This is a genomic window from Micromonospora andamanensis (assembly GCF_016863495.1).
Taxonomy (GTDB): Bacteria; Actinomycetota; Actinomycetes; order Mycobacteriales; family Micromonosporaceae; genus Micromonospora; species Micromonospora andamanensis.
On record NZ_BOOZ01000072.1, the window covers coordinates 1 to 25,560 of the forward strand.

At 68.1% G+C, this 25,560-nt stretch carries 28 protein-coding genes; 20 read left to right on the plus strand and 8 right to left on the minus strand.

Features of this window, described 5'->3' with window-relative positions:
• Positions 1-434 precede the first annotated feature (434 nt).
• Positions 435-1,736 (minus strand): NsdA family TPR-like regulatory protein, encoded by a 1,302-nt coding sequence (locus Van01_RS31140; RefSeq protein WP_505745412.1) that lies wholly within the window; start codon positions 1,734-1,736, stop codon positions 435-437.
• A 187-nt stretch (positions 1,737-1,923) separates the two neighbouring features.
• On the opposite strand from Van01_RS31140, the gene Van01_RS31145 reads away from it, so the two are divergent.
• The 4 genes from Van01_RS31145 to Van01_RS31160 all read left to right on the plus strand — a co-directional run bounded on the left by Van01_RS31145 (position 1,924) and on the right by Van01_RS31160 (position 6,480).
• Positions 1,924-2,100, plus strand: a complete 177-nt coding sequence (locus Van01_RS31145; protein ID WP_204015235.1) for a hypothetical protein — start codon at positions 1,924-1,926, stop codon at positions 2,098-2,100.
• Positions 2,101-2,193: 93 nt separating this feature from the next.
• Entirely contained in the window at positions 2,194-3,423 is a 1,230-nt protein-coding gene (locus Van01_RS31150; RefSeq protein WP_204015237.1) for a radical SAM/SPASM domain-containing protein, read from the plus strand.
• Positions 3,420-4,784 (plus strand): B12-binding domain-containing radical SAM protein, encoded by a 1,365-nt coding sequence (locus tag Van01_RS31155; protein WP_204015240.1) that lies wholly within the window; start codon positions 3,420-3,422, stop codon positions 4,782-4,784. Before Van01_RS31150 ends, Van01_RS31155 begins: the two co-directional genes overlap by 4 nt.
• The gene (locus Van01_RS31160) at positions 4,777-6,480 is read left to right on the plus strand and encodes a carbamoyltransferase C-terminal domain-containing protein (RefSeq protein ID WP_204015243.1); all 1,704 of its coding nucleotides are present in this window, start codon (positions 4,777-4,779) and stop codon (positions 6,478-6,480) included. The genes Van01_RS31155 and Van01_RS31160 overlap by 8 nt, the downstream gene beginning before the upstream one ends.
• Here the strand turns inward: Van01_RS31160 and Van01_RS31165 are convergent.
• Both Van01_RS31165 and Van01_RS31170 read right to left on the minus strand, forming a co-directional pair.
• Positions 6,455-7,090: a pentapeptide repeat-containing protein gene (locus Van01_RS31165; RefSeq protein WP_275410423.1), complete on the minus strand. Its 636-nt coding sequence runs from the start codon at positions 7,088-7,090 to the stop codon at positions 6,455-6,457. The two genes, Van01_RS31160 and Van01_RS31165, sit on opposite strands and share 26 nt — an antisense overlap.
• Complete coding sequence (locus tag Van01_RS31170) at positions 7,087-7,785, minus strand: pentapeptide repeat-containing protein (protein ID WP_204015249.1); 699 nt, start codon at positions 7,783-7,785, stop codon at positions 7,087-7,089. Before Van01_RS31170 ends, Van01_RS31165 begins: the two co-directional genes overlap by 4 nt.
• Positions 7,786-7,975: 190 nt before the next feature.
• On the opposite strand from Van01_RS31170, the gene Van01_RS31175 reads away from it, so the two are divergent.
• Entirely contained in the window at positions 7,976-8,800 is an 825-nt protein-coding gene (locus Van01_RS31175; protein ID WP_239099404.1) for a 5'-3' exonuclease, read from the plus strand.
• A gap of 268 nt (positions 8,801-9,068) precedes the next feature.
• On the opposite strand, the gene Van01_RS31180 is transcribed toward Van01_RS31175, so the two are convergent.
• Positions 9,069-9,278, minus strand: coding sequence for a DUF397 domain-containing protein (locus Van01_RS31180; RefSeq protein ID WP_204015255.1), 210 nt, complete (start codon positions 9,276-9,278; stop codon positions 9,069-9,071).
• A gap of 204 nt (positions 9,279-9,482) precedes the next feature.
• On the opposite strand from Van01_RS31180, the gene Van01_RS31185 reads away from it, so the two are divergent.
• Entirely contained in the window at positions 9,483-9,791 is a 309-nt protein-coding gene (locus Van01_RS31185) for an MTH1187 family thiamine-binding protein (RefSeq protein ID WP_204015257.1), read from the plus strand.
• Here Van01_RS31185 and Van01_RS31190 read toward each other — a convergent pair whose 3' ends face one another.
• The 3 genes from Van01_RS31190 to Van01_RS31200 all read right to left on the minus strand — a co-directional run bounded on the left by Van01_RS31190 (position 9,792) and on the right by Van01_RS31200 (position 12,379).
• Positions 9,792-11,189, minus strand: coding sequence for a tetratricopeptide repeat protein (locus Van01_RS31190; protein ID WP_204015259.1), 1,398 nt, complete (start codon positions 11,187-11,189; stop codon positions 9,792-9,794).
• Between the two features lie 124 nt (positions 11,190-11,313).
• Positions 11,314-11,511 (minus strand): DUF397 domain-containing protein, encoded by a 198-nt coding sequence (locus tag Van01_RS31195; protein WP_204015261.1) that lies wholly within the window; start codon positions 11,509-11,511, stop codon positions 11,314-11,316.
• Positions 11,504-12,379 carry a helix-turn-helix domain-containing protein gene (locus Van01_RS31200; RefSeq protein WP_204015262.1) on the minus strand — a complete coding sequence of 292 codons (876 nt, stop codon included), beginning with the start codon at positions 12,377-12,379 and terminating at the stop codon, positions 11,504-11,506. Before Van01_RS31200 ends, Van01_RS31195 begins: the two co-directional genes overlap by 8 nt.
• A gap of 748 nt (positions 12,380-13,127) precedes the next feature.
• On the opposite strand from Van01_RS31200, the gene Van01_RS31205 reads away from it, so the two are divergent.
• From Van01_RS31205 to Van01_RS31265, 13 genes are all read left to right on the plus strand, one after another.
• Positions 13,128-13,403 carry a hypothetical protein gene (locus tag Van01_RS31205; RefSeq protein ID WP_204015263.1) on the plus strand — a complete coding sequence of 92 codons (276 nt, stop codon included), beginning with the start codon at positions 13,128-13,130 and terminating at the stop codon, positions 13,401-13,403.
• A complete protein-coding gene (locus Van01_RS31210) occupies positions 13,400-13,630 on the plus strand; it encodes a hypothetical protein (protein WP_204015264.1) in 231 nt (76 codons plus the stop codon). Before Van01_RS31205 ends, Van01_RS31210 begins: the two co-directional genes overlap by 4 nt.
• A complete protein-coding gene (locus Van01_RS31215) occupies positions 13,627-14,364 on the plus strand; it encodes a GOLPH3/VPS74 family protein (RefSeq protein ID WP_204015265.1) in 738 nt (245 codons plus the stop codon). The genes Van01_RS31210 and Van01_RS31215 overlap by 4 nt, the downstream gene beginning before the upstream one ends.
• Positions 14,365-14,410: 46 nt before the next feature.
• A complete protein-coding gene (locus tag Van01_RS31220) occupies positions 14,411-15,904 on the plus strand; it encodes an APC family permease (protein ID WP_204015266.1) in 1,494 nt (497 codons plus the stop codon).
• Between the two features lie 13 nt (positions 15,905-15,917).
• Positions 15,918-16,577 (plus strand): GNAT family N-acetyltransferase, encoded by a 660-nt coding sequence (locus Van01_RS31225; protein WP_204015268.1) that lies wholly within the window; start codon positions 15,918-15,920, stop codon positions 16,575-16,577.
• An 11-nt stretch (positions 16,578-16,588) separates the two neighbouring features.
• On the plus strand, positions 16,589-17,200 hold the full coding sequence (locus tag Van01_RS31230) for a GNAT family N-acetyltransferase (RefSeq protein WP_204015270.1): 612 nt from the start codon (positions 16,589-16,591) through the stop codon (positions 17,198-17,200).
• Between the two features lie 90 nt (positions 17,201-17,290).
• Complete coding sequence (locus Van01_RS31235) at positions 17,291-18,166, plus strand: hypothetical protein (protein WP_239099405.1); 876 nt, start codon at positions 17,291-17,293, stop codon at positions 18,164-18,166.
• Positions 18,167-18,568: 402 nt separating this feature from the next.
• A complete protein-coding gene (locus Van01_RS31240) occupies positions 18,569-19,579 on the plus strand; it encodes a CPBP family intramembrane glutamic endopeptidase (RefSeq protein ID WP_204015273.1) in 1,011 nt (336 codons plus the stop codon).
• Positions 19,580-19,598: 19 nt separating this feature from the next.
• A complete protein-coding gene (locus Van01_RS31245) occupies positions 19,599-20,549 on the plus strand; it encodes an endonuclease/exonuclease/phosphatase family protein (RefSeq protein WP_204015275.1) in 951 nt (316 codons plus the stop codon).
• Complete coding sequence (locus Van01_RS31250; RefSeq protein WP_239099406.1) at positions 20,546-21,262, plus strand: helix-turn-helix transcriptional regulator; 717 nt, start codon at positions 20,546-20,548, stop codon at positions 21,260-21,262. Before Van01_RS31245 ends, Van01_RS31250 begins: the two co-directional genes overlap by 4 nt.
• A 238-nt stretch (positions 21,263-21,500) precedes the next feature.
• Positions 21,501-22,658: a thiamine-phosphate kinase gene (thiL, locus tag Van01_RS31255; protein WP_204015277.1), complete on the plus strand. Its 1,158-nt coding sequence runs from the start codon at positions 21,501-21,503 to the stop codon at positions 22,656-22,658.
• Between the two features lie 21 nt (positions 22,659-22,679).
• Positions 22,680-22,865, plus strand: a complete 186-nt coding sequence (locus Van01_RS31260) for a hypothetical protein (protein ID WP_204015279.1) — start codon at positions 22,680-22,682, stop codon at positions 22,863-22,865.
• A gap of 81 nt (positions 22,866-22,946) precedes the next feature.
• The gene (locus Van01_RS31265) at positions 22,947-23,378 is read left to right on the plus strand and encodes a hypothetical protein (RefSeq protein WP_204015281.1); all 432 of its coding nucleotides are present in this window, start codon (positions 22,947-22,949) and stop codon (positions 23,376-23,378) included.
• A 27-nt stretch (positions 23,379-23,405) separates the two neighbouring features.
• On the opposite strand, the gene Van01_RS31270 is transcribed toward Van01_RS31265, so the two are convergent.
• Positions 23,406-24,251 carry a hypothetical protein gene (locus Van01_RS31270; protein WP_204015283.1) on the minus strand — a complete coding sequence of 282 codons (846 nt, stop codon included), beginning with the start codon at positions 24,249-24,251 and terminating at the stop codon, positions 23,406-23,408.
• A 754-nt stretch (positions 24,252-25,005) separates the two neighbouring features.
• On the opposite strand from Van01_RS31270, the gene Van01_RS31275 reads away from it, so the two are divergent.
• Positions 25,006-25,560: hypothetical protein (locus Van01_RS31275; protein WP_204015285.1), on the plus strand; the 555-nt coding region annotated here is incomplete at its 3' end.

The following is a 25,560-nucleotide window of genomic DNA, read 5'->3' on the forward strand; positions in this document are numbered from 1 at the left end:
GCCTTAGGCCCGGCCACCCCCGACCGCACCCGAATACACGACGCGCCGCGCCCTCGAAGACGCCTGACGCATCCTCTGCGGAGCCGAGCGGCGACACTCGCGAGGTCAAGGTGCCGCAGACTGCCGATGCCTGCGCACGCTGGGTGACGTGCTGGATCAGCATGCGGAAGGACGGACTGGACACTGGACCAATCAGCCTCGGCTTCGAGGAGGAGGCCAGGAGACGCTACGGCTGGGGCGTCAAGCAGATTCGCGATGTACGGCACGCCGCAACAAGCGGCCGTCTGCGTGCGCAGGCCAACCTCCTCGGCGTTGCTCTCCCACCCGAGTACTCTGACGAACAGAACGACCTGGCACCGGGGGACACACGGGCCTCAGGCAGGCACCTCATCACCACCCCGTCGTGAAAGCTCAACACGCAGGTGGCCCGCCAGCTACGCCGCAAGCACCTCTGCGAGGGCGCGTGCGGTTGGCCTGGAGCGGAGATTGGCGGGGATGCTGCGGTAGAGATCAACGGCACGGCGGTGTGTCAGGCCGGTGCGGTAGCGGGCGGGGATACCGTTCAGGGCTGCGGCGGCGGCGTGGCAGGCGTCGAGGGTGTGGCCATCGCGGTGTTGGCAGGCCGCCGCGTCGAGGCGAAGCAGGGTGCGGGTCAGCGTGCTGGTGGGGGCGGAAAGCGCGAGGGCGTGGGCTTGGCTTTCCCGTGCTCGGTCCGTCTCGCCGAGGGCGGTCAGGGCGTGGGAGAGGTGGACGTGGTGCTTCTGTTCGCAGTGCCCGAACCAGGTGTCCGCGCGTTCGGCCTCGGGCAGCATGTCGGCGAGGCGGTCGGCGTCGCGTAGGGCCGCTGCGGCTTCGTCGCGGCGTCCGGCGAGAGCGTAGGCGCGGCCGGAGACGGCGGCGGCGAGGGTGACGGCGGCGGTAGCTCGCGGGCCAGCGATGTGGCGGGCCTGCTCGGCGAGTTCGGCTGCGGCGTGCGGTGCGCCGAAGTTCAGCGGCAGCATCGCCTTGCGGGCGAGGATCCAGGCGTGGAGCTGCCGGTCGCCGGACTCCTCAGCGGAGCGGGCGGCGGTGGCGAACCATGCGTGTGCCTCGCGCTGGTTGCCGAGGTCGTGCAGGACGACGGCGGTCATGCCACCGAGCTGGCCCATGATTCGGGTCAGCGCGACGCGGGTGACGGCGGGTTGCGGGCGTTGCAGCAGGGGAATCACGTCGGTGACGTCGGCGACCAGGTCGGCAAGGACGTCGGTGGGCACGCGGCCCGCGTAGCCGTAGCTGTGTTGTTCGGTGGCGGATTCCAGCCGGGCGAGATCAGCGGGGCCGGTGACGGCCAGGGCGTTGTCGGCTTTGGCCAGTACGTCAGCCAGCTCGGTGAGCGGGGCGGCGGTCAGTCCGGCGGCGAGGGCGGAACGCAAAAGGTTTCGTCGATGCATTGATTCATCCTCCCTCGCGGGCTGCGGTGCGACAGGAGCGTCGCTCTCCCAGGATCGCGCGGCCAAGCCCACCATGGAACCGGGGATGCGCAATCCATCCGCGATCCGTTCGATGGTATCGATGCCGGTGATCCGCGCTTCGCCTCGGGCAACGAGGCTGATCCGTTCGGCCTTCAGCCCGGTTGCGGCGGCCATCGCGTTCCAGCTCAGTCCTGCCGCCTTCGCGGCAGCAAAGACCACATGGAAGTTGCGGTCGCGTAGGGCTTGCACCACGACGGGATCGCGGAGCAGCCGACGGGGAAGCATTCGAGCTGACGCCGAGGGATCCACGGGGCTCCTCAAAGGACGCGCAGGCCGATCGATGGACTATACCCCCGACAGCCCCAGCATGCGTGACCCCCCGTAGTGGTGCCCCCATCGTAGGGTTACGCGCCGTGGGGTGGGCGGGGTGTAGTGACTTTCGTCGTTGCAATCCTCGTAGGAAGGCAGATCGATGGTTCCCAACACCTCGTCCACGGCTACCGCGGCCACCCCGACCACCGGCGGCTCCGACCAGATCCGGCAATTCTCGTCCGTGTCGGAGGCGACGCTCGCGCTGGGATGCAAGACGTACAGCGGCACCATCGCCCAGGGTGGCGGCGGTATCCCCACCGTGACGTCCGCGCGGTAGATCCGCCCCGCTTCTGATCGGAGCGGATCGAGACGGCTGCCGGCCCATGGACCCCCGACCGTGGGCCGGCAGCCCCAGTCTGGAAGGCACCCTATGATGTCACTTCCCCCGGCGCTGCGGATGGCGGACATGCGGTTCCGCCATGAGCACTTCGGCGCCCTCGCCTGGACCACCACCCAACCCCGCCGCTTCGTGGAGTTGCCGAGCGCAGCGGCCATGGTCACACTGCTGGCTCGCGAGCCGCTGTCCCCGCAGTTCCCGCCGCAGGCACAAGCCGCCCTCGGCGACCGGTTCGGCCTCGACCAGGCCCGGTGGACCACCATCGTCGGCGACCTGCACTCCGCGGGTGTTCTCACACCAGTCGACGGCGTACCGGTCGAGCCGGTGACGGGTGCGCGGGTTCATGCGGTCGCGGACGCAGCCGAGGCGGCCCGACCCCGGACGGCGGTGCTCAAGCCGTTCTGGGTGCACCTGCAACCATTCACCGTCTGCAACCAGAAATGCTTGCACTGCTACTGCTCCGGCGGTCCGAAAGCGGACCCGTTCCTCCTGCCGCTGGAGCAGTGGCACGAGATCATCCGTCGGCTCGACGACTATGGCGTGCCGGACATCTACATCACTGGTGGGGAGAGCCTGCTCCTGCCGGGATTCTTCGACTTGGCGGCCGACATCATCGGCCGGGGGTTGGGCTTCGGGGTGTCGACCAACGCCACGGTGCTCAACGCCGGCCGGCTGGAGCGGCTGCGCGAGTTGGGGGTGTCTCCGGTGCAGGTGTCGCTGGACGGCGGCCAGGCCGCCACCCACGAGATGATCCGGGGCGCGCCTGGCTCCTGGCCGAAGACCCTTGCGGGTATCCGTGTCCTCGGCGAGTTCACCGAGGTCGTCATCAACACGGTGGTCAACCACGTCAACCTGGGCGAGCTGGAACAGGTGGTGCAGGTCGGGGGCGGCGTGGGGGTACGTCGGTTCAAGTTCTTCCCGCAGAAGCCGGTCGGGCGGTCCAACCCGGCGGTGACGTTGGACGACGCCACGATTCTGGGCGTGCTGCTGCCGCAGTGCCAGCGCCTGGCCGAGGCGTACGACGTGGAGATCGAAACGATCAGTCCGGCCCAGGGGTGCGGTAGCGGCAGCATCGGTTTCGCCGTCGACCAGCTCGGCGATGTCTATCCGTGCATCTTCGGTGTGGAGAACCGGTCCCTTCGGGTCGGGAACCTCCTCACCGACGACCTGGACACCATGTGGTTCAGCGCGGCGGTGTGGGAACAGTTCCGTGGTGAGCCGACCACCCCGTGTCGGCGATGCGAGGTGCCATGCCCGCGGTGACCGATCCCGACCACGCGAGGGTGCTGGTGTGGGCTCCGACGCTGTACGAGTCCGGGTTCAAGCAGCGCCACGTCGACGGTGACGCCCTCGCGGTGCAGGCGTCCCTGCGCACCGCCGGCTACGACAGCGTCCTCCTGGATGCCTACTACCGGGGGCGGCCCGCCGCGACGCTGGCTGACACCCTTGCCGATGCCGCCGGGTTCGATGTGCTCGTGGTGCACCTGTTCACCTCGGACGCGTACGGGCCCCGGCTGCGGCGCATCGCCGACGAGCTGGTAGCCGCGCGCCTGCGCCATCCTCGGCTGACCGTCATCGGCTTCGGACCTCTGGCGGTGTCCGCCGCCGGGGAGCTGTTGGCGCACGGCGCGGTGGACCATGTCGTCGCCGGGCCCACCACCGTCGCGGCAGACCCGTTCGTCGCGGGGCTCCTCACGCATCTGCGAGCGCACCTGGCGGTCTACATGTCGCTGCGGTCGCTCACTCCCGCCGACCTGCCCTACGGCGTCGACTCGGTGGTGTCGGTGGCCGCGAGCCGGGGGTGCCGGTCCCGCTGCACGTTCTGCGCCTACAACGCTGACCTGCCTGGCGGCGGCTGGCGGGATATGCCCATGGCTCAGGTTGTCGACGACATCACTCACCTGCATCAGGCCATCGGGGCGACGACGTTCGCGTTCTCGGACTCCGACTTCGGCGGCACCCGCCGAGAGTGCGCCCGCCGCGCCACCGACCTGCGCGACGGCCTGAGGGCGGTGGGCCTCGCGGGCACGCTCACGTTCGCGATCAGCGTGCGCGCGGAAACCCTCGACCCTGACATCGTTGGCGTGCTGGCCGATGCCGGGGTCCGCACCATGCTCGTCGGCGTGGAGTCGTTCAACCCGGACACCCTGCACCGCGTCTACGGCAAACGTCAGGACCTCACGCATCTGCGGGAGGTGGTGGCCGCCGCCGACGATGCCGGAGTTACGACCGTGGCCAGCTACATCCTGTGGCATCCCTGGCAGACCCTCGACGGGCTCCGCGCCGAGTTGGACGCCCTGGACCGCTTCGGCCGCCACCGGATCCCGCACTTCATGGCCCGCAGCCGCCTGGAAGTCATCCCCGGCACGGTCATCGAACGGCAGATCGCCGCGGACAAGCTGCTCATCACCGCACCGTTCCACCGCGCGTTCACCATTGCGGACCCGACCGCCGCCGCCGTGGCCGACGCCCTGACCGAGTGGTTCGCCACCACTGCGGCGCCGGTACTCGCGGGCCTGCACGAAGCCGACCCCGGCAGCCTGGAGCGGCTCGCCGAACTCAAGATCGCCGAGTGGAACTGGCTCACCGACACCGTCAACCGGGAGGCCGCCTGCCATGGGTGAACTGCTGCTCGGCATCCACGGCGGCGCCAACGCCACCGCCGCCATCGCCGTCGACGGGCACCTCACGCACTGCGTGCAGGAGGAGCGGCTCACCGGGATCAAGGGCTACATGGGCTTCCCGCACCAGGCCGTCGCCGCGTGCCTGCGCGCGGTCGGCGCCGATTCCGGCGATGTCACCGAGGTCGTCTACGGCAGCCGCTCCGGACCCGTCGACCACTGCCCCCGCGACGAATGGCTGTCCCGGCTCGCCGGCTTCCACCAGCATCCGGCCCTTGCGGACACGGAGGCAGCGCTGGCATCCGCAGCGCCCGGCACGCTGCCGCAACGGGTCAACGAGATGCTGCGCCAGGGCGGCCTCACCGCCGCCCGCGTCACCTACGTCGACCATCACACCGCGCACGCCGCCGCCGCGTACTACGGGCTACGCACCGACCCCGACCGCCCCTACCTCGTGCTGACCTGCGACGGGTTCGGTGACGGCGCCTGCGCGACCATCTCCACCTGGGCAGCCGGCCAACGCACCGAGATCGCTCGCACCGACATGCGCAATTCCGTCGGCCTGCTGTGGTTCTGGTTCACCCACGCCGCCGGATTCACGCCGCATGAGGACGAGTACAAGCTCATGGGCATGGCCCCCTACGCCCGCCCCGACCGGGCCCGGCAGGTCGCCGACATCCTGCACACCTACCTCGGCCTCGACCCCACCGGACTTCGGCTGCACCGCTGCACCACCGTCAGCATCGAGCGGGCCTGGCCCGACATCGAGCAACGCCTGCGGGGCCGGCGCTTCGACGACCTCTTCGCCGGCCTGCAACTGTTCACCGAAGACCTGCTCACCCGATGGGCGCGCAACGCCGTCGCCACCACTGGTATCCGAGACGTGCTCGCCGGTGGCGGCGTGTTCATGAACATCAAGGTCAACCAGCGCATCGCCGTCCTGGACTGCGTGGACACGTTCGCCGCGTTCCCGTCCTGCGGCGACGAAAGTCTCCCGCTGGGCGCCCTCTACCACCGACTCGCCGCCATCCACGGCCACCACCGCGTGCAGCCGCTGGCCGATTGCTACCTCGGTGACGACATCACCCCCGACGAGGCCCGGCAAGCGGTCGCCGGCACCGGTCTGCACCTGCACGAGCCCGACCGCATCGAGGACGTGGTGGCCGGGCTCTTAGCCGACGGGCAGATCGTGGCCCGCTGCGCCGGCCGCATGGAGTACGGTGCCCGCGCCCTCGGCAATCGCTCCATCCTCGCCAACCCGGCCGACGCCGACGTACCCCGCCGCCTGAACCAGCTCATCAAGCAGCGGGACTTCTGGATGCCGTTCGCACCCGCGATCCTCCGCAGCCACCAGCACCGCTACATCCGCAACCCCCGCCGGCTACGCAGCCCTCACATGATGCTCGGCTTCGACACCCAACCCGACGCCGCCACCGACATGATCGCCGCGATCCACCCCGCAGACCTGAGCTGCCGACCCCAGATCGTCGACGACAGCAGTCCCACCGGTCTCGCCGCGATCCTGCACGCCTACCACACCCGGACTGGCCGGGCCGTGCTGCTCAACACCTCGCTGAACCTGCACGGCCACCCCATCGCCCGCACCGCCGTCGACGCCGTCACCGTGCTCCAGCGCTCCGACCTGGCCTACCTTCAACTCGGCCCGTACCTCGTCACGAAGCACGCACCGACATTCTGAGGCTCATCGCAATATCCACCGCCTGATCAGCGGTGATGATCGCCTCCCGCAGCTCCACCTCACGCGGGTCGAAAGCGGTCAGGACACTTCCGCGCAGGTCGGCGCGGGTGAAGTCCGCCTCCCGCAGGCTCGCACCGGACAAGTCCACATCCCGCAGCACGACACCCTGACATCGGGCACCGCTCAGGTTCGCCCCGCGCATCCCCACCCGGTTGAACTCGGCGGTACCCAGGTCAGCGCCCAGCATCTCGACATCCGACCAGTCCCCGCCCTCCACTTCCAGACCGGACAGGTCACACCGGTCGAACGCCGACGCGGTCAGCGTGCAGTCCGTCAGCGACGCATCCCACCAGTTGCAGCCAGCGAACCGGCAATCCTTAAACGTCGACCCGATGAGCCTCGCGCAGTTGAACCGCACCGCGGTGAACGTGCACGACTCGAACACACAGTCCTCAAGCGTCGCCTCGCAGAGGTCAACCTCCCGAATCGCGGCCCCCTCATATCGCAACCCCACAAACCGGGTTGCACCGTCGGAAGCCGTTTCCGGGTCCGGCCAGTCAGCGCTGGTGACAGCCCTCCGGGACGCCGTTGTGCGCCTACCCGTCCTCATCGGTCCTCATCCTCAATGTGAATACCGGCCGCCCGCGCAAGCCCATACGACAGACTCATCAAGTCGGTATGGTGAACAATCGCTCCCTTCCAGTTGGAAACATCGCCCACTCCCGCCAAGTTGCAGCCGCGAAACCGCGCCCCTTCCATTGACGCATGATGGAATACCGCACCGGTCAGGTCGCAATCCCGAAACACTGCCCCGCTCAGGTCAGCATTGGTAAAGTCGGCACCACTGAGATTGCATTCCACGAAGCTAACCGCATCAAACTTCGTCATCCGCCATGCCGACAAATCGGCACGACACTCCGTGATGGTGACATCCCGCACCAGGCCATCAGCCCAGGTCACGCCCGTCATCCTGCACTGGGCAAGCCGAACCCGAGTCATGCTGCCTCCATCGGCGCGCAGGTTCGCCCAACTAGAGTCCGTCACCAGGCAGTCCGTCATCGTCACCTGGTCCAAACGGCAGCCGGATAGATCCGCTCCGCGGAATCGGCACTGCGCAAACGTCATCGAGTCCGCATCCTGCCCGGCCAGGCTCAGGCTGTAGAACGCCCTGCCCTCCAGTTCCGACTCAGGCTCCAGTTCGGCCGCCTCAAAGAGCACCACTTCGGACGGCGGCAATGGGCTCCGGGGCTCTCTCGCCTTCCGGGCTGCGGTTGAGCGCGTAGTTGATCCACGTCGGGGTGACATACCCGCCAGCCTAGAGCCTGCCGGCCCGATCACCAGGGGTCGAAACGCCGTTTCCAATTGGTTCAAGAAACATCGACTGTCGCAGCAGGTAAGCTCTGCCCCTGTCCATGTCCTCTGTAGGTGCGATGGGCACCCGTCCCGCCTCGGTTACCGGCGACCGTCTGCCGTGCCCACCGGAGGGGAATCACCTGTGACACCATTACTTGCCGTCGACGGCCACCACCTGCTCTACCGCTCCTGGTGGGGATTCTCCGACCGGCGCATCACCTCCCGCGACCGCAGCCGGGACCTCACCGGCGTGTTCGGGTTCCTCGCCATCCTGCGCAAAACCCACCTGGAAGTGGCAGCAGACCATGAGATCGTCGTGGTCTTCGACGGCGAGAACGCCGCAGCCTCCCGCCGCGACCACGATTCCAGCTACAAAGCCACCCGCGCCGACGCCGATCACACGCCGATCAAATCCCTACGAATGGTCAAGGACGGCCTGGACGCCGCCGGAATCGCCTGGCTCGAACTCGACGACCACGAAGGCGACGACGTCCTCGCCACCCTGACCCGCACCGCACGAGCCAGCAATCGCGCCGTCACCTGCTACTCCGGTGACCGTGATCTACTTCAACTCGCCGCTGCGAGCGTCACCATCCTTACACCCGCCCGACGCCGCATCACCGCCGAGGACGTCCACGCCCGCCACCGCGTCACCCCCGCGCAGTGGCCCGACTATCGCGCACTCACGGGCGACCCCTCAGACAACATCCCCGGCGTCCGCGGCATCGGACCCAAGATCGCAGCGGATCTCCTCGCCGGAGGCATCCACCTCGACGACCTACGAGACAGCGGCCGACTACGCGGCACCCGCGGCCAAGCCGTCACCAGCTCCTTGCCCCAAGTCCTCACCTGGCGTGACCTGATCCGCCTCGACCGGCACGTCTCCCTCAACGACCCGTCGACCGGGAAACCAACACCTGTCATGCCCCGAGCCGCCACAATTCTGGAAGACCTCAGGCTGTGGTGACCGCACCCACACCAGCAACCAAGGTCTTCCTCCCCGGCACCCCACTGTGGCAGTCAGCGCCGGCCGGTCAACGAGGCATCAGGACGGGAGTTTGACGGACATGGCGGGAGGCTGGTGACCTGTCGCACAGTGGACTCGTCGCGCTGCCGCCCGTCGCCTGCGGGGGGGGGCGACATCTCCGGGCCAATGCCGCGCCAGGCGGTAGCTGGCGTGCGCGACGCCGGCTACCGCCTGGAGAGCGTTCCGATGGCTTCGCCTTGCCCTTCGGTTACAGGCCGAGAGCACCCTCCCGAACGGCGTCGGTGAAGGCCGCCCAACTCCTAGCAGTGACGGCGAGGTTGCCGCCCCTGGGGTTCTTGCTGTCGCGGACGAGGACAGCGTCTTCACGGTCGAGCAGGTTCGTCGCCACCTCGACGCAGTTTCCCCCGTTGCCGCTGCGGGTGCTCTTGCGCCAGATCGCGCCAGCCGAGTCAGCCACTGGTGTATCCCTTCTGCGCTTCCAGAGTTGGGCCAGATTAGTGCGAACGCTAGACGGGAGCGCGATGGACGCGGCAAGAGGGTACGCGGCGACATGACGCGTACCGGAAGGGACGGAGTACATGATCTTGGTTGACCTCGTGGGTACGTTGCCACAGATAGGCTAGGTGCCCTGGTTCCCCTGAATCCTGGGAGGTCGTTCGCTATGTCCGCTCTTGTGGCATTTTCTGTCACCCCTCTTGGCGTCGGCGAGGATGTTGGCGAGATCGTCGCGGAGGCTGTTCGAGTCGTCCGCGCATCAGGTCTACCGAACCAAACCAACGCCATGTTCACGCTCGTCGAGGGGGACACTCTGGACGAGGTGCTAGGCGTAGTGAGGAAGGCGGTGGAGGCAGTGGCATCGCGGGCACCGAGAGTCAGCACTGTCATCAAGATTGATTACCGCCCCGCCGCCGAGAACGCACTAGCGGAAAAGGTAGATGCAGTCGAGCGATACCTCGCGCCCGGTCAATGATCACCTGCCACTACCTTGCCCGCCTGAACTGGCGCGACTCTGACGTCCAAGGTCGTTGACAAACTCAAGACACGATCGCACAGCCGGCAACGCCCGCGTATTCTCTCCGGCCTTTCCGATGGCCTCGGACGCGATAGCCGCGAATATCGAGGCTTGATGGCCGTTCGGCAGAGCACGGAGAGCGGTGCTGACAACTTCTGCACCGTGCTCCGGATCGGCACGTGCGAAGAGGGCGGCAGCTGAATCAAGTTTGATAATCGTTCTATCGCCCACTACATCTTCGGGGTAGAGCTCCAGCGCTTGCTGGTGCACAGCCCCAGCCGAATGGTAGTCACTAATCTTAGTAAGGATTCGACCTTCATAGAACAACCTGCGCCGTAGCGATAGACCGAAGGCCGTTTCGCTGCGAACGTCATCGCTCGCGTTGTCGTAGCTTCGGAGGGCGTCAGACAATGCGTCTTTGGCGCGTCGTCGGTCACCCTGCGACGCCCGCGCAAGAGCTTCGAGCATCGGTGCCAGGGGATTGGCCAGGCACTTGTTTCCACCCGCCAGCTGCCGTGCGCGCTGAGTCAGGCGGACAGCCTCGGCCGGGTTTCCGTGGTAGAGGGGCATCATCGCCGACAGGGCGCAAACATCAGCGCGAAGCTCGGAAACCTCTGACCTGTCTGCGGCCGCCATTGCCGTCGCGTACCAGGCGCGAGCGGCGTGGACGTTGCCCACGACGTTCATCTCGTCTGCGGTGAGCACGGCGAGTTTTGCGAGCACGGCGTGCAGTTCCCGGGTCCGCGCCATGCCAGGTAGCTGAAGCACGTTCAGAGTGTCGAGGATGTCCAAGCCAATTCGGGACACCATTTCTAGCGGCGGAACGGTCAGTACGTCCTGGGCGTGGATATCGACACCGTTCTGAAGTCTACTTACCTTGCCCGCAAAGGTGGCATCCCTGTCCAGGAAGTCCTCGATCCTGCGTCGAACCTGATCAGTGGCTGTTAGTATTGCCCCGATATCGCCGCCGGCCCTCATCGAGCCCTGGTGAAGTATGTGCTCCGAGGGCTCGACCGCCAGGGGGTTCGCGCCGATTTCTGGCGCCCGGTCAGGGCGGTCGATGTAGAAACCGAGTTCGGTGTCGGTAGATCCGAAAAACTCACGGAGCGCGGCTCGGTAATCAGCGTTAGGCCACGCCGGCTCCCCTAGCTCAAGACCACCGATGTATGACGCGTTGAAGCCTGCCCACCTGCGCTTCCTCTCCTGCCTCTCATAGATGCGTTCGAGAATTCGGTTGCAGGCATCGGCAAGCTCTTCTCGGGACAGCGGGCGGCCCGACCCTGACGGCGACAGCCTGCTAAGCCGCATCGCAATCAGCTTCTGGTTCGGCTTTCTGTCTTTTTTCTGTTTGGTCATCGCACCCTGCCGCGCCATTCCGCCCTCACAAGGGCTGCGCCGGCCCCGCGCGGGCTGATCCTGGAAGGCCCAGACCATTCTTTCGGCGCTTGGCCCACTCTGTATGTACCTCATCGCTAGAGCATCATTCGCTCAGGTCGCGCATCTGGATGTCACTCACAAATCTTGTCCAGGCGTCGCAGTCAAAGGCGAGGATCCCGCCCGCAGGATCTTTGGAGTCGCGGACACCTACGATCCGATCGGCGACGGCTACCTCGACGCAGTTGTCGCCACCACTGCTACGGGTGGACTTCCGCCAGCGATGGAACGGACTGTCATTCATTCCCGAACTCCTTCCGGCTCTCCTCGGCCGCAGCGGCGAGGAAATCAAGGCTGTCGGCTGGCGACAGCGCTGCACGCCTAATCTTCTCGTAGAGGTCAAGGTATCGGCGGACGTCGGCCTCGTGGGTTAGGACGAGGTCGTCGGTGGCGGTGTCGACCGCCACCACGATGGGGTCGTGGGGGTCCGGGTACCGGTAGGTACTGAAGGCGGACCGAGGCACCGCGTGCTGCGGGATCCGTGCCGCAACTGGCAAGACGTGGATTGTCAGTGCGTTACGGCGGTGGCCTTCGTGGACCAGGTGGTCGAGTTGGTCGGCGACGATGTCTGGTGGTGCTGCGAGCCTACGGATTGCCAGTTCGTCGATGACAACCTCGTAGGACGGACCACCTGGGCGGTCCAGGATTCGCTGTCGGCGGGCTCGGGCGTCGAGGGACGAGGCGGGGTTGAAGGCTCTCCCGTCCTGTGGGTCCAGCCGGATTCTGGCCTCGGTGTACGGCGGGATCTGGAGTAGTCCGGGCAGGAACGCCATGTGGTACTCGTTGATGACGCTCGCGCCGGCTTCCAGGTTCGCGTACAGGGCCTGCCGGGTGCCCATCCCATCGGCGGACTTGGCCCACCACCCGCGCTCTTGGGCGTCTTGCGCGATTGCCAGCAGTTTGCTGCTGCGAGGTTCTCGCACACGGAACAGAACCAGTATCTGCCTGAACTCATCGAGGTCAGGCGCGACGTGGCCGTTCTCCAGGCGGCTGATGCGCTGCCGCGGCACCCCAATTTCCGATGCGAGCCGGGCCGACGTGTAGCCGTGCTCCGTGCGCAACTGCTGGAGTTCGGCGGCAAGTCGACGGCGGCGCACCAGTGGACTGATCATGAAACACCTCCGGGCGTGACCCCATCCGACAGGTGCTTGTGTCCCGTCAGTGGCGCAGAGCGTAACCCCGGGTTTTGGCGTAGTTACTGGTCAGGTCACGCCCATGCGCGGCTCCCATGCTGGTCACGGCCGGTCTTGGCACTAGAAGCCACGTTGGATCCGGGATTAGAACGGGATTCCCAGCCTCGGGGACTGTCCGTGAAGGTGGACGCACAACAAGCGATGCGTCGATTCGAGGCCGCTGCCGTCGATCGGCATTGGCCCGTCTAGGCAGGTAGCGATCGTGTGGGTGTGGCGAGTGCCGCGAGGTGCGTCTGACCCTACATGCCCAGAGTCGCCGTCTGCCCCGAGCCCACGCGGCGTGGGAACGAGTCTCGTCCGCAAGGCGGGCACAGGGATCGCCCTGCTTCCCCATTCGGGGCGGTCTCGGCATCCCATTGGTCGGGGTGCGTGGCCGGTGCCAGGGAAGGCCCCGGCCACGCATCTCACACAGGAAGGTGATGGCAGTGCGCGTCAAGTGGTTCGTTCCCGCTGACGGTGAGCACCCGTTCAGGCCCTTCGGCATCCAGTGCGAAGGTGCGGCCAGGCGCTACGCCGGATGTGGCGGATCGACGCTTCACGACCACGGTGCCAAACCCGCATTGCCCCATGGTGCTCTCGCTCCGGTCCAGCCGAGTAGAGCAAATCTGAGTCGTCCCGCCTTGGACTACGACCCTCATCGACGTCGAGGGCGTGGAAGGACACGGCCGTGAACCGCAGTCCGCAGCCTCTCCCCGACGTCCCTCCGGGCACCCTGCTCCAACTCGATGCGAACGACTGGTCCTACGGCCGTGACCTGACCCCCGGTACGCCCGTGGCCGTCGCCGTCACAGGCGTCCGCGACCTGCCGTACCGCAGCGACGAGTGGGTCTGGGTGCTCGGTCACCGTCCCGAATGCGGCTACCCGCACGTCGATCGGCATCCGCCGTGTATGGAGGTGCGGGTCAAGGTGGCCGCGCTGCACCGCCAGCTTGCCGCGTCGTGACCGGCACCGACGACAGCGATCGTGCCGTTGATCGCTTCGAGTCGGCGCGCATCACGGCGCTTCAGCACAACGGTGGCACCTGCTTCCAGTGCAAGGACGGCAGGTGCGGGCAACACGCCTGGGCGATCGAGGAACTCGGCCGCCACCCCGGCGGCCGAAAGCTCCTTCGACAGCTCGGGCTTCCCGCGCCCTCTGACCCATCGACCGAGGAAGGCCAGCCGCGGTGAACACCACACCTCCCGGCGGCGATTACGCCCCACACCTGCACGAGCACCGGGCACCGGTAGAACCGGCTCGGCCGGTACGCGCCGTCGCCAGCGCCGCCGCCGCGCCCATGCGTCTTGCTGACGAGTTCTTCTACCTGGCGCACGACGACCAGAGCGGCCGCTCGCGTCTGTTCGAGTCCGCGACGGCGCACGGCCTGGCCGCCGCGTTGTTGGCCGAGCTGTGTTGGGAAAGGCGGATCACGTTCGAGGGCCGGCACGTGCGGGTGACCGATCCGTCGCCGCCGAAGGACTGGCTGCAACACCTCGTGCTCGACCGGCTGGTGGCCGAGCCGCGTCACACCGCGACGCGGACGTGGTTGGCGTTCCTCGCCACTACCGCCTACGAGCAGGTGGCCGACCGGATGTGGCAGCGCGGAATGCTGCGCCAGCAGCAGGTCGGCCGGCTGCGACGCCGCATCATCTACATCCCCACGGATATGAACACCGCCGCCTGGTCGTGGGCCCGCCTGTCCTACCAGCTGCGCAACTACCAGCGGCTAAACGCCTTCGACGTGGCCCTGGCAGGGCTGGCGCTGCACACCCAGCTCGATCCGATCCTGCTCGACGGTGCACCCCTGGCCGCCCGCGCGTTCCTGCGCGAGCAGGTCGAGCAGGCACCTGTTCCGCTGCGCGACCTCCTTGCCGATCTCGGTGCCGTCGTCGGCGGTGCCGTGCTGAGCCACCGCACCACCTGAGTGCGGCCAAACCCCCACCCATCCCTCCCTGGCTGAGAGAGAACCGATGTCTCACTCGAAACCCGACACTGTGTCCGCCGTGCTGGCCCGTGGACGGCTCGGTATCCCCTCGGTGGTGTTCTTCGTCATCGCCGCCGCCGCACCCCTCACCGTCGTCGCGGGCGGCGCGACCACCGGGTACGCGGTCACCGGCGTCACCGGCATCCCCGTGTCCTACCTGCTGGTCGCGGCCGTGCTGGCGCTGTTCGCGGTCGGCTACGTGGCCATGTCCCGGCGGATCGTCAACGCTGGCGCGTTCTACACGTACGTCGCGCGTGGCCTTGGCCGCCCGGCCGGTGTCGGTGCGGCGATGGTCGCGCTGGTCGCCTACAACGCGATGCAGATCGGTCTGTACGGCGGGGCCGGCGCGGTCACCGCGCAGTTCCTCAACGACCGCTACGGCTGGCAGCTCACCTGGTGGGCGTGTGCCCTCGCCGTGTGGGCTGTCGTCGCGGTCCTCGGGGTGGCGCGGATCGACCTCAATGGCCGCGTCCTCGCCGTCGTCCTGGTCGCGGAATGCGTCGTCGCGTTGACGTTTGACGCCATCATGGTGACCCACCCGGCCGACGGGACGGTCAGTTTCGACACTCTCGCCCCGTCGCATGTGTTCGCCGCGGGGATCGGCGCGGCGCTGGTCACCGCGATCACCGGGTTCGTGGGCTTTGAGGGCACGGTGGTGTTCTCCGAGGAGACGAAGGATCCGCGTCGCACGATCGCCCGTGCCACCTACATCGCCGTGGCCGTGACCGGCCTGCTCTACGGGCTGTCCGCGTGGGCGATGTCGGTGGCCACCGGCCCGGACCGCATCGTGGAGGCCGCCCGCGCCGACGGCACCGACCTCATCTTCAACCTGGTGTCGCCCTACCTGGCCGACAGTGTCATCACCGTCGCCCGGGTCCTGTTCATCACCTCGCTGTTCGCGGCCCTGCTGTCCTTTCACCACACCGTGGCCCGGTACCTGTTCGCGCTCGGCCGCGAACGGGTGCTCCCGGCCGTATTCGGCCGCACCAGCCGCCGCACCGGGGCGCCGAAGGTCGGTTCCCTCGTGCAGAGTGGGCTCGCCTTCGCGGTCCTGGTCGGCTACGCGCTCGCGGGGGCGGATCCGATCGTGCACCTGTTCTTCTGGATCACCGTCACCGGCGGCCTCGGGGTGCTGATCCTGATGACGGTCACCTCCGCCGCCGTCATCGGCTTCTTCGCCCGCATCACCCACGCCGAAGGGTCATGGCGGTCGCGGATCGCGCCGGGGATCGCGACGGTCGCGCTTGGCGGGATCCTCACCGTGACCCTGCGGGAGTTCGCCACGCTCCTCGGCGTGGAGCCGGACTCGCCCCTGCGGTGGGCGTTCCCCGCCGCCTACGCCGCCGCCGCACTCGCAGGCATCGCGTGGGCGCTGGTCCTGCGCACTACCAATCCCGACGTGTACGCGGCGGTGGGCTTGGGCGCGGACAGCGACACCGGGCCACTGCGCGCCCCCGACGCCGTCCGCCAACCCGCCTGACCAGGGAGAAGCCGTGACCATCACGAACAACAGACCGCTCGTCCGCCCCGCCACGACGGCCGACGCCGGGCCGCTGATCGGTGTGCTCGCCGAGGCGTTCCACGAAGGCCCCGTCGCCGACTGGCTGATCCCCGACCCCGACGAGCGACGCACCGTCTACCACCGCTACTTCACCGACGCCTTCCACCACGGCCTGGCACACGGGCAGGTGCACACCACCTCCGACCAGACGGCCGTGGCCATCTGGTACCCCCGCCTCGAACCCACCCCCACCGACGTCCACGAGCGCCTGGGAACGCTGGAACGCATCGCCGGTGCCTACGCGCCGAAGTTCGTGCTGCTGGAGGCGACGTTCGACGCCCTCCAACCCGACGAACCGCACCACTACCTCGCCTACCTCGCCGTCGACCCCACCCGCCAGAACCGCGGCATCGGCGCCGCGCTGCTCGCCGAGCATCACCGTCGCCTCGACGACCTCGGCCTACCGGCGTACCTGGAAGCCAGCAACATGCGTAACCGGCGGCTCTACCTCCGCCTCGGCTACACCGCAGGCCCCACCATCGTGCTACCCACCGAGGGCCCGGTCATCTGGCGGATGTGGCGCGGCGCCCCCACCAGCACCGGCAGCCGGACCTCGTTCCCGCACACCAGGCCACGCCGGCGGTCACTGTGACCACCGCCCCCGTGATCGCACCACCGATCCGACCGGCGCAGGCCGGCGACGTGGCCACCATCGCCGCGCTACTCACCGACGCCGTCGCCACCGACCCCGTCGCGCAATGGCTCGTCCCCGACCCGGTCGAGCGGCAGCACGTCTACCACGGGCTCCTCGCCATGGAAATCGACCACGCCGTGGAGTGGGGACACGTCGACGTCACCCTCGACATGACCGCCGTCGCCGTGTGGCAGCACCACCCGCCGGCGGGGGCGGCACCGCTGTCCGACTACCACCTGAGCACCTTCACCGGCCGCGCCCTACCCCGGTTCCAGCAGCTCCACACCCTGCTCCGCCCGTATCGGTCCGGCGCTCCGCACCACTGGCTCGCCTGGCTACACGTCCGCCCGCAAGCCCGCCGCAAGGGCCTCGGTCGCGCGCTACTCGCGCACCACCACCACCAGCGCGCCGACCAACTCGGCTATCCGATCGACACCGTCACCACCACGGGCATGGTCCGGGACTTCCTGACCGGACAGAGCTACCACGCAGGAACACCACTGCGCCTCAACGGCGGTCCGCAGCTATGGCCCCTACGTCGCGCCGGCCGACCGGTCCCGCTCACCACGATGGCCGGCTAAACCACACCACCACACCCGGTCCCGGGGCTGCCTCAACAGCGCGGCAGCCCCGGGGACCACACCATCCACAGCAAGGAACCCCGCACACCCATGCTCTGCTCGACCGCACCCGCCCGCCATGTAGCCGCTGCTCTCGGCAGCGTCCTGCTTGCCGGCTGCCACGCCGTACCCGCCGTTCCCGCGAACGCGCCGCCCTCGTCGACGCTCGGCGGCCAGCAGCCCGCCGCCACGGCGGCCACCGCGCCCGGCCTCACCCCGCAGCAACGCCTCACCACCATCGCCGCCGGCATCGGTCCGGTCCCCGCCGACAGCACCACCGACCTGTCCTACGAATACCTGCACCTCCAGAGGTGGACCCGCACCAGCGGCGCGATCCGCCGCGAAGACCTACGACGCTGGCGGCATCCCGACGGCTCCGGCCGCGAAGTCACCCGCCGCGCACCCGACGTGCCCGGCGTCGACCACCAGCCCACCTCCGAGGACCGGACCCTGTTCACGCAGGCGCCGCCCACCACGACCCGCTACCGGGGCGACCTGCACCCGTACCTGCCCGCACCGTTGCCCACCGTCCCGGCCGCCCTGGCTGGGCTGCTGGCACCGCCGGAGCTGGCGGCCGAACCCGCCTACCCGAGAATCCTCACCTGGGGCGTCGTCGGCCTGGCCGCCAGCCAATACCTCGACCAGAACGAGCGGGCGACGACCCTGCACGTCCTGGCGGCGGTGCCCGGCATCGAATACCGCGGGCAAACCACCGACCTCGCCGGCCGTGCCGGACTCGGCTTCCGGGTGGTCGCCGACCGTTCGACCACCATGCTGGTCATCGATCCGGCCACGGGCGAGTTGCTGGCCGCACAGGAATGCATCGCCGGGCCCCGGCCGGGCTTGTTCTCGTCCGTCCTCATCCTTCAGCGGGGCCACAGCGACGCAGACGGTGTACCGCCCGAGCCCGCCACCGCCCTCCGGTAGAGACCGTCACCGCGACCGCCCGAGCCCGCCACCGTCGAGCACCCCGCTGACGATTGCCTGCGGCGACCAGCGTTACCCGAAAGGCCACCCTGTCCCTTGCTCGCCAACCTGCCGATCATCGGCATGACGATCCTGTTGCTGCACGTCACCGGCCAGCCCACCACCCTGCCTACCCGGCCGATGTCAGACGCCGGGTCGCGGAGACCCGACTGGACCGGGCACTGCCGTGCGTGCGCTGCGTCCTACGCCACCTCGTCATGACCATCCCGTCGTCGACGCCCGACACCACCGGCGTTCCACCGGGCGGTACCCGCAGCTGAACGCCCACTCGCCACGTCCTGCTCGTCGGCCTCGTTCCCATCGGCCACAGCCCGCTCATCGCACCCTGGAGATTCCGCACCCATGTCCTCGTCCATGCCGTCGGCCGGCATCCCCTACCACCGGCTCACGCACCACATCTCCCGTCGTCGGGTACTCCTGACGCTGCTCGCGGTGCTGATCGGCACTCTGGTCGCTCCGGTACCCGTCGCCCTGATCATGGAACGCCTGCCCCCGGACGGGCTACCCGTGCTGGGCGCCTACTCCGAGTTGGTCCTGTCGTTCGCCGCGATCGCCTGCATCCTCCCGACAACCCTGCTGATCGTCCGCTACGGCGAGCGACGCAAGATCGGCACGCTCAGCAGCGTCACCGGCCGGCTGCGCTGGTGGTGGCTGGCCCTGTGCCTGGCCATCGCCGGGGCCTGCATCATCCTCGCGCTCTGCCTCGGCACCCTCACCGCCGTCATCGCCGCTGCCGGCACCGACACCGGTCCCTCGGAACCACGTACCTCGACCTGGATCGGCATCGGCCCCTACCTCACCATCCTCAACTACACACTCACCTTCCTCGTCGGCCAGGTCGCCGCCGAGGAGTACGTCACCCGAGGCGTCATCCTCCAAGCCGTAGGCCGCTTCTTCCACTCACCATGGCCCGCGATCAGCATCCAGGCGGTGATCTTCACCGCGCTGCACGGCATCGGCGGCGGCTGGTGGGGCACCCTCGGTGTGCTGACCATCGGCGTCACGCTCGGCTGGCTCACCGTCCGCACCGGCGGCCTCGAAGCCGCCCTGGGCTACCACCTCGCGCAGAACGGCCTCATCGCCGTCGTGGCTGTCGCCGCCGGAGCCACCGACTCCACCACCAACGCCACCGCAGCACCGTGGCCGCTGGCAGTCGGCATGGCGGCCACCGTCACCACCTACGCGCTCGCCACCAGCCTGGCAGCCCGCGCCCTCGGCATCACCGCACCCCGACACACCTCCCACAGCCCCGACCACCTGAGCACCCCGACCGCCGCTGGCGGCGCACCACTCGGCCCAGAAGCCGCCAGCACGACCAACACCGACGCGAGCCAGCGATATGCCGACCACTGACACCCACGAGGTCACCCGAATGCGTTTCGTCACCTACAACATGCTCGACCTGACCCTGCACCCCAACAACGCCCAGGAAGCCAACCGACAACAGCGGGTCATCGATATCATTCGCAGCCTCGACCCCGACGTCATCGCCGTCCAGGAACTCAAGAGCCCACCCGCGAGCGCCGGCCGTCTCGCCGCCGAGCTGGCCGAACGCACCGGCCTGACCAGCACCGTGCCCACGAACGGGACCGCCCGCACGGTTCACGCCGTCGCCGTGGGCGACCACACCCTGCACACGGCCTTGCTCTGGCGTCCCGACCTCGTTGCGCTACCGGACACCTTCCGGACCTACAGTCCGGCCGTCCACCACGACGGCGGATGGCGCGGCATCGGCTACGGCTCCATGGTCCGGCTCGCCCTCCAGGTCGACGGCCGCCCGATCATGTTCGCGTCCTACCACGCGCCCGCGTTCGGCCGGCACCGGCGTATCGACCAGGCCGAAGCTGTCCTGGCCGCCGTGACCCGTCCTCACGAACTGGTTTTGGTCGGCTCCGACTTCAACTCCATCGGTGCCGCCCGCAGCAACGGCGCCGACTACGACCCCGACCCCTACACCGGCCGCCCCTGGTGGCCCGACCTGGTCCACCAATGCCACGAACCCACCCAGCCGAGCCAACGCCACCGCGCCGATCGCCGACCGGCCCTGGTCTGGGAAGCCGGCGGACTCCATGACGTGGCAGCTGCCTCCCGCAGCCCGTGGAAAGCCACCACCGGGCACTGGCCCACCTGCCCCTACAGCGCCCGAGGCATCGCCCGCCGCATCGACACCATCCACGCCACCGACCCGGTCCTCCCCGCGGTCAGGTCCCTCACGGTCATCGACACCCCTGTCACCCGCGCGGCCAGCGACCACCTACCCGTGGCCGTCGACCTCAACCCCCGCAAGCTACCCACCACCCCAGGCGACCCGGCACGGCCGTGACGAGCAGCGCAATCCGCAACGCCCGCCACCGCACCCCCGTCGAGTCCGCGGCCACAGGGCCGCAGGCACAGGGCTTCACCACGCCTGCACCTCGGCTCCGGATCAGCGTGCACGCCAGCGACCCCATCCTGCACGCCGGCCTGATCGGCCAACTGCGCCCTCGCCCCGAGGTGCTCCTCCTGTTTACCGACACCGACACCGCAGACGTGGCAGACGTGGCAGTCGTGACCAGCGACGGCCTGGACGAGCAGACGCTACGCACCCTCCGCCGCCTGCGGGCACACCAGCACCGCATCGTGCTCGTCGCCGGCCACCTCGACGACACCGCACTCGTCGCCGCCGTCGAACACGGCGTCGTCGGGATCGTCCGCCGAACCGACGCCACCCCCGACCGGCTCATCACCACCATCCGCGCTGCCGCAGCCGGCCACGGCACCCTTCCGCCCGACGTGCTCGGCCAACTCCTCACTCATGTCGGTGCGGTGCAGCGGGACATCCTCGCCCCCCGCGGCCAGGTATTCGTCGGCCTCAACCCCCGCGAGATCGCTGTGCTGCGCCTCGCCGCCGACGGTCACACCATCGCCGACATCGCGGCACAACTCTCCTACTCCCCACGCACCATCAAGAACGTCCTCCACGGCATCACCGGCCGCTACCACCTGCGCAACCGCACCCACGCCGTCGCCTACGCCCTACGAAACGGCCTCATCTAAAACGAACCCAACGAGATCGCGATCCAGGCCAACGACAAGGACGCCTGACTCCTTCGCCCTCCTACCGCCACGACAGCACCGAACGGCCACTCCTATGACCACGACCGGGAACAACGACGAGGAACACCACCGTGACTCCGCAGCAGACGACAGCCTCGACACGACGACCGCGACTGACGGCAGCGCCGGTCTCCGTCATGATCGCCATCACGCCAGTGCTCTCTTTGGGAGCACACCGATGACCTCGCACGCCTTGTCCGACGAACCGACCCGGGTCGCGAAGCTCGTCGGGGCCTTCCTCACCGGCCAGTCCGGGGCCGTCCTCGGCGACGGCGACGGCCCGCACGCCATCCTGACCGCTGGCGCCGACACCCGCGACGACTGCGCGATCTACGACCTCGACGGCCCGGTCACTCTCGTCGTCGGATCCGACTACGTACGCGGCGCCGAGTTCGTCCTGTACGAGCAGGGTCTGCTGACGAACTTCGACATCGGCTACTACGTGGTGGCCGCCAACCTCAGCGACATCGCCGCGATGGGTGCCGCACCCATCGGAGTCCTCACCGTCGTGCGCTACCCGCACGACCTCGACGACGACGCGTTCCTCGACATCATGGCCGGCATCCACCAAGCATGCACGGACTGGGGCACGCTCAATGTCGGCGGCGACATCGGCAACGCCGAACGGATCGTGCTCTCCGGATCCGCCATCGGCGTCTGCCACACCGGGACCGCTCTCACCCGACGCGGAGCCCGGCCCGGCGACTATCTCTGCGTCACCGGCCCGTGCGGGATCCTGGGCGCGGCGGTCGCCTATTTTCCCAAACGTGCCGTCAACGGCTGGACCCTGTCCGACAGCATCGAATCCGACCTGCTCACCAGTTGGCGTCGGCCGCGCGCGCGGGTGGCCGAAGGCCGGGTGCTCTCCACCGGCGGCTACGCGACCGCCTGCCAGGACACCTCCGACGGGCTCAAGGCCACGATCGAACAACTCGCCGCCGCCAGCGGTGTCGGCTTCGACGTCACCGAGGACGACATCGCGATCCATCCGGCCGTCAGCGCGGTCGCCAAACTCATCGGCTCCGATGACGTCACCCTCGCGATGAGCGCGTCGGCGGACTTCCAGTTGGCCTTCACCGTCCCCGCCGACCGGCTCGACGCCTGCCGGGGGGCGTTCGCCCGCAGCGGCTTGACCTTCGACGTCATCGGCCGCGCCACCGCACCGGACCGCAGGGTGGCCTTCACCGGCCGCGACGGCACCCGCCGCGCCCTGCCCGGCGTCGCCTGGAAACACCAGAACACCGACATCAGCACCCTCGTTACCAACGCCGTACCACCGCAAGGAGGCGTGCCGATGAGCACTGAGCACACCGCCTACCTCGGCGAACGGAGTTGACTCTCGGTGCCTGGTTCCCTGGTGGCGTCCGAACTCTTGGCAGCCGTCCCGCTTCCGTGGCAGTTGGCGGACCCGGGACGGCGGAACACGGCGGTCAAGGAACTCACGCCCGACCCGCAGCAGCGGACGGCGGCCCTGTCCGCGCTGGCGGCGTGTCTCGCGTTCCAGGTCGACTCGGCCGCCCGCTACGGCCACGACCCAGACTGAGGGCTTCCCGACAGCTTCTTCGAAGACGACTGGTTCCTGCTCCAGGCGACCCTCAAGCGGTGCCTACCCACCCTCGCCGACGTGACACCCGAGAACGTACGCGACTGGGCGGAGCAGAACAGCCTGGTGGCGGAGATCCTCGACGCCACCTGGACAACGCCACCCGGCGAGGTCGTCGAGGCGGTCGGGCAGGTGTGGGTGACCTTCATCGTCAACGGCGCGGTCGAGGAACTGCTCAGGTGGCTCGGCTGGACCGCCCGCGACACGTGGGACCCGGCCGAGCGAGCACGAGCACTCGACCTGCTCAAGACGGCCACCCCACGCCTGCCGTGGCGGCAGACGATCGAGACGATCCCGGTGATCCTCGGCCTCGGCGGCCCGAGCGAACGCGACTACTTCGACCAACTCGCCAACGATGCGAGCCTGCACGAGAAGACCCGCGCCGAAGCGGAGAGCAAGCGCTGGCTCATCGACACCCAGGGCCTGCCGGCGGCGGGCGGACTCTACGGGTAAGTCCGCCCGCCTGGATTTCGGGAACGCCTATAGCTGTCGGAGACGTAGAGTGCTGCCGCCGCGCCGTAGGTCGATTCCCGCTGCGCCTTCATGGCTTACGGTGTCGCTCAACCCGAATACAGGATCGCAGATCATCTGGGCAAGGTCGTAGGCAAGTGGATATCCGTTCCATCGCAGCAGCCACTGCGAGCCGCCACCAGTGAGTTGGCGTCTATCGCTCTCGTGTGAAGATTTGGGAGAACTCCGCTCCAGCGGGTCGGAGTACCAGCTGCCTGACCAGTTCTTCTCGGGGTCGACGCAGTTGAACCTTGTCACCAAGGCCGCGATCATCGCGGCGGCATCCGGGGTCGGCACCGGCATCGTCGCTATGCTGTCGATCTCCTGCGGGGTCATCGCCTTATCGGGTGCCCACCATGCACGACGGTGCTCGTAAGGGTCGCCGAGGTGGCACCCCGGATCACGTGTGACTCTTAGCCGTGCGCCGGTCGGCAGGTGCACCATCCGAAACTCGTTACTGTCGATGCCAAGCATGCGGACACCAGGTATCGCAGCGCTCGATTCTTTGGGCGCCAGGTAGTTGGTGATGTTCCCTGGAACATCCGTGATCATGACGAGGTCATCGTAGCGTGGTGAGACGGTAATCGTATAGTTCGAAAGAATGCCGACGGTGCCGCTCGTCGTGTGTAGCGCACTGACGTCGCCCATATTGAACAGATGAAGGGCGAGAAGTACCCGAAGTTTGAGCTGCTCGGGCGTGCATTCATCGAGACCGAGCCGACCGTCCCGGCTGATGCCCTGCATGGCGGTCGGGAGTAGTTCACGGGTGTAGCAGCGTCGTATACGAGCACCGCTACGGCGTCCGTAGTTGGACATGAGTGACTCCTATGCTGCCCCGGCCAGCAGTGTCACCCACTCTGTGGTGGTCGTCGTCCGATTAGGTAAGGCCGGTGGAGTAGGTGCCCTACACCCGTACGCGCTCGCATCAGAATCCGGGGCCAACCGAGCTTGCGTCTGGCCCTCCACCGCGCGGCCAGTACGCTCGATGCTACATGGTCCGGTCAAAGGACAACCGCCGTCCCGGCCACCTGCCGCTACCGCCTGGTCAGCCCTGAGCAGGCCGGAACCTAGGCGACTCGCTGCCGCACTCGCCCAGACTGTGCAGGTCTCGCCGGAAGCCGAACGCCGGCCGACTACGCGCCGGTAACTGGGAGTAGGCGTTGACCCGGAGCCTGGTGGGTCGATAGCCATCGACACGGTGCTTCTCGGGAGTTCGGGCCCATGCACTTCGGCCCGTACCTGGCTCCGTAGCGGAACTTGTACGCCAACAACGATGGCGCCAATGGCGCCGATCGCACCCGAGCCAAGAGAAGCCGGCCGATAGCGACCCGTCCTCGGCGCGTGGTCGCGCCTGCGATGCGGGTTAGCTTGCCATCAAGCCACGCGGCGAGGATGCAGCCGGCCGACTCGACCCGCTGGCCACCTCAAGGACGCGCGAGGAAGTGGGGCCAGGAGAACCTAAAAACAGGTGCACGTCGATCTCGATGACGCCGTGGGAACGGTGAGCCCAGAACAGGTTCGAGCGAACGGCTAGGCGTTGGCGGGGGCTGCCGCGTTGTCCACGCATGATATGACGGTCGATGTGACGGTGATCGCGGCCCTTCTGTTTCTCTGCATCATCGCTCTGGTGGTCGGCTGGATGGTTGTCGCGTCGGCGTTCGGTGGCATGCTGCTCTGGGCGGTGCAATGGAGATGCGTGTCGTCCGAGGCGTTTCAGCCGATCCGGCGTCACGGATTGCGGAGAGGCGGGTGGGAGCTACTCCTGTCGGCGGCTGGGCCCGGGGTTCTGCGCCGGCTGGTTGCGCGCGAGTCGTGGAGGCGTGTGCTGCTGCTGTTGCTGGTGCCGTTAGTTGGCTTCATGGTGCCGGTGATTCTCCCCTATGTCGTCGTCCTTCTGGTGCCGGGATCCGTCGCGAGCGGCGAGTTCGGGCAGGCGATCGAGAGGGTCTGCCTCTTCACAGGCTCTCTCGGCGCGTTGGTAGCGATTCGCATCTTCTGTAACGGTTTGCAGTACATCGCGCAGCCCGACAAGCCACGCGGCAAGGTTCCGGCCCTGCGTTTTCCCGACAGTCTGTCCAGCCAGGGTCGGCACCGGCTCGCCACGAATGCATTCTGGTACAGGGGG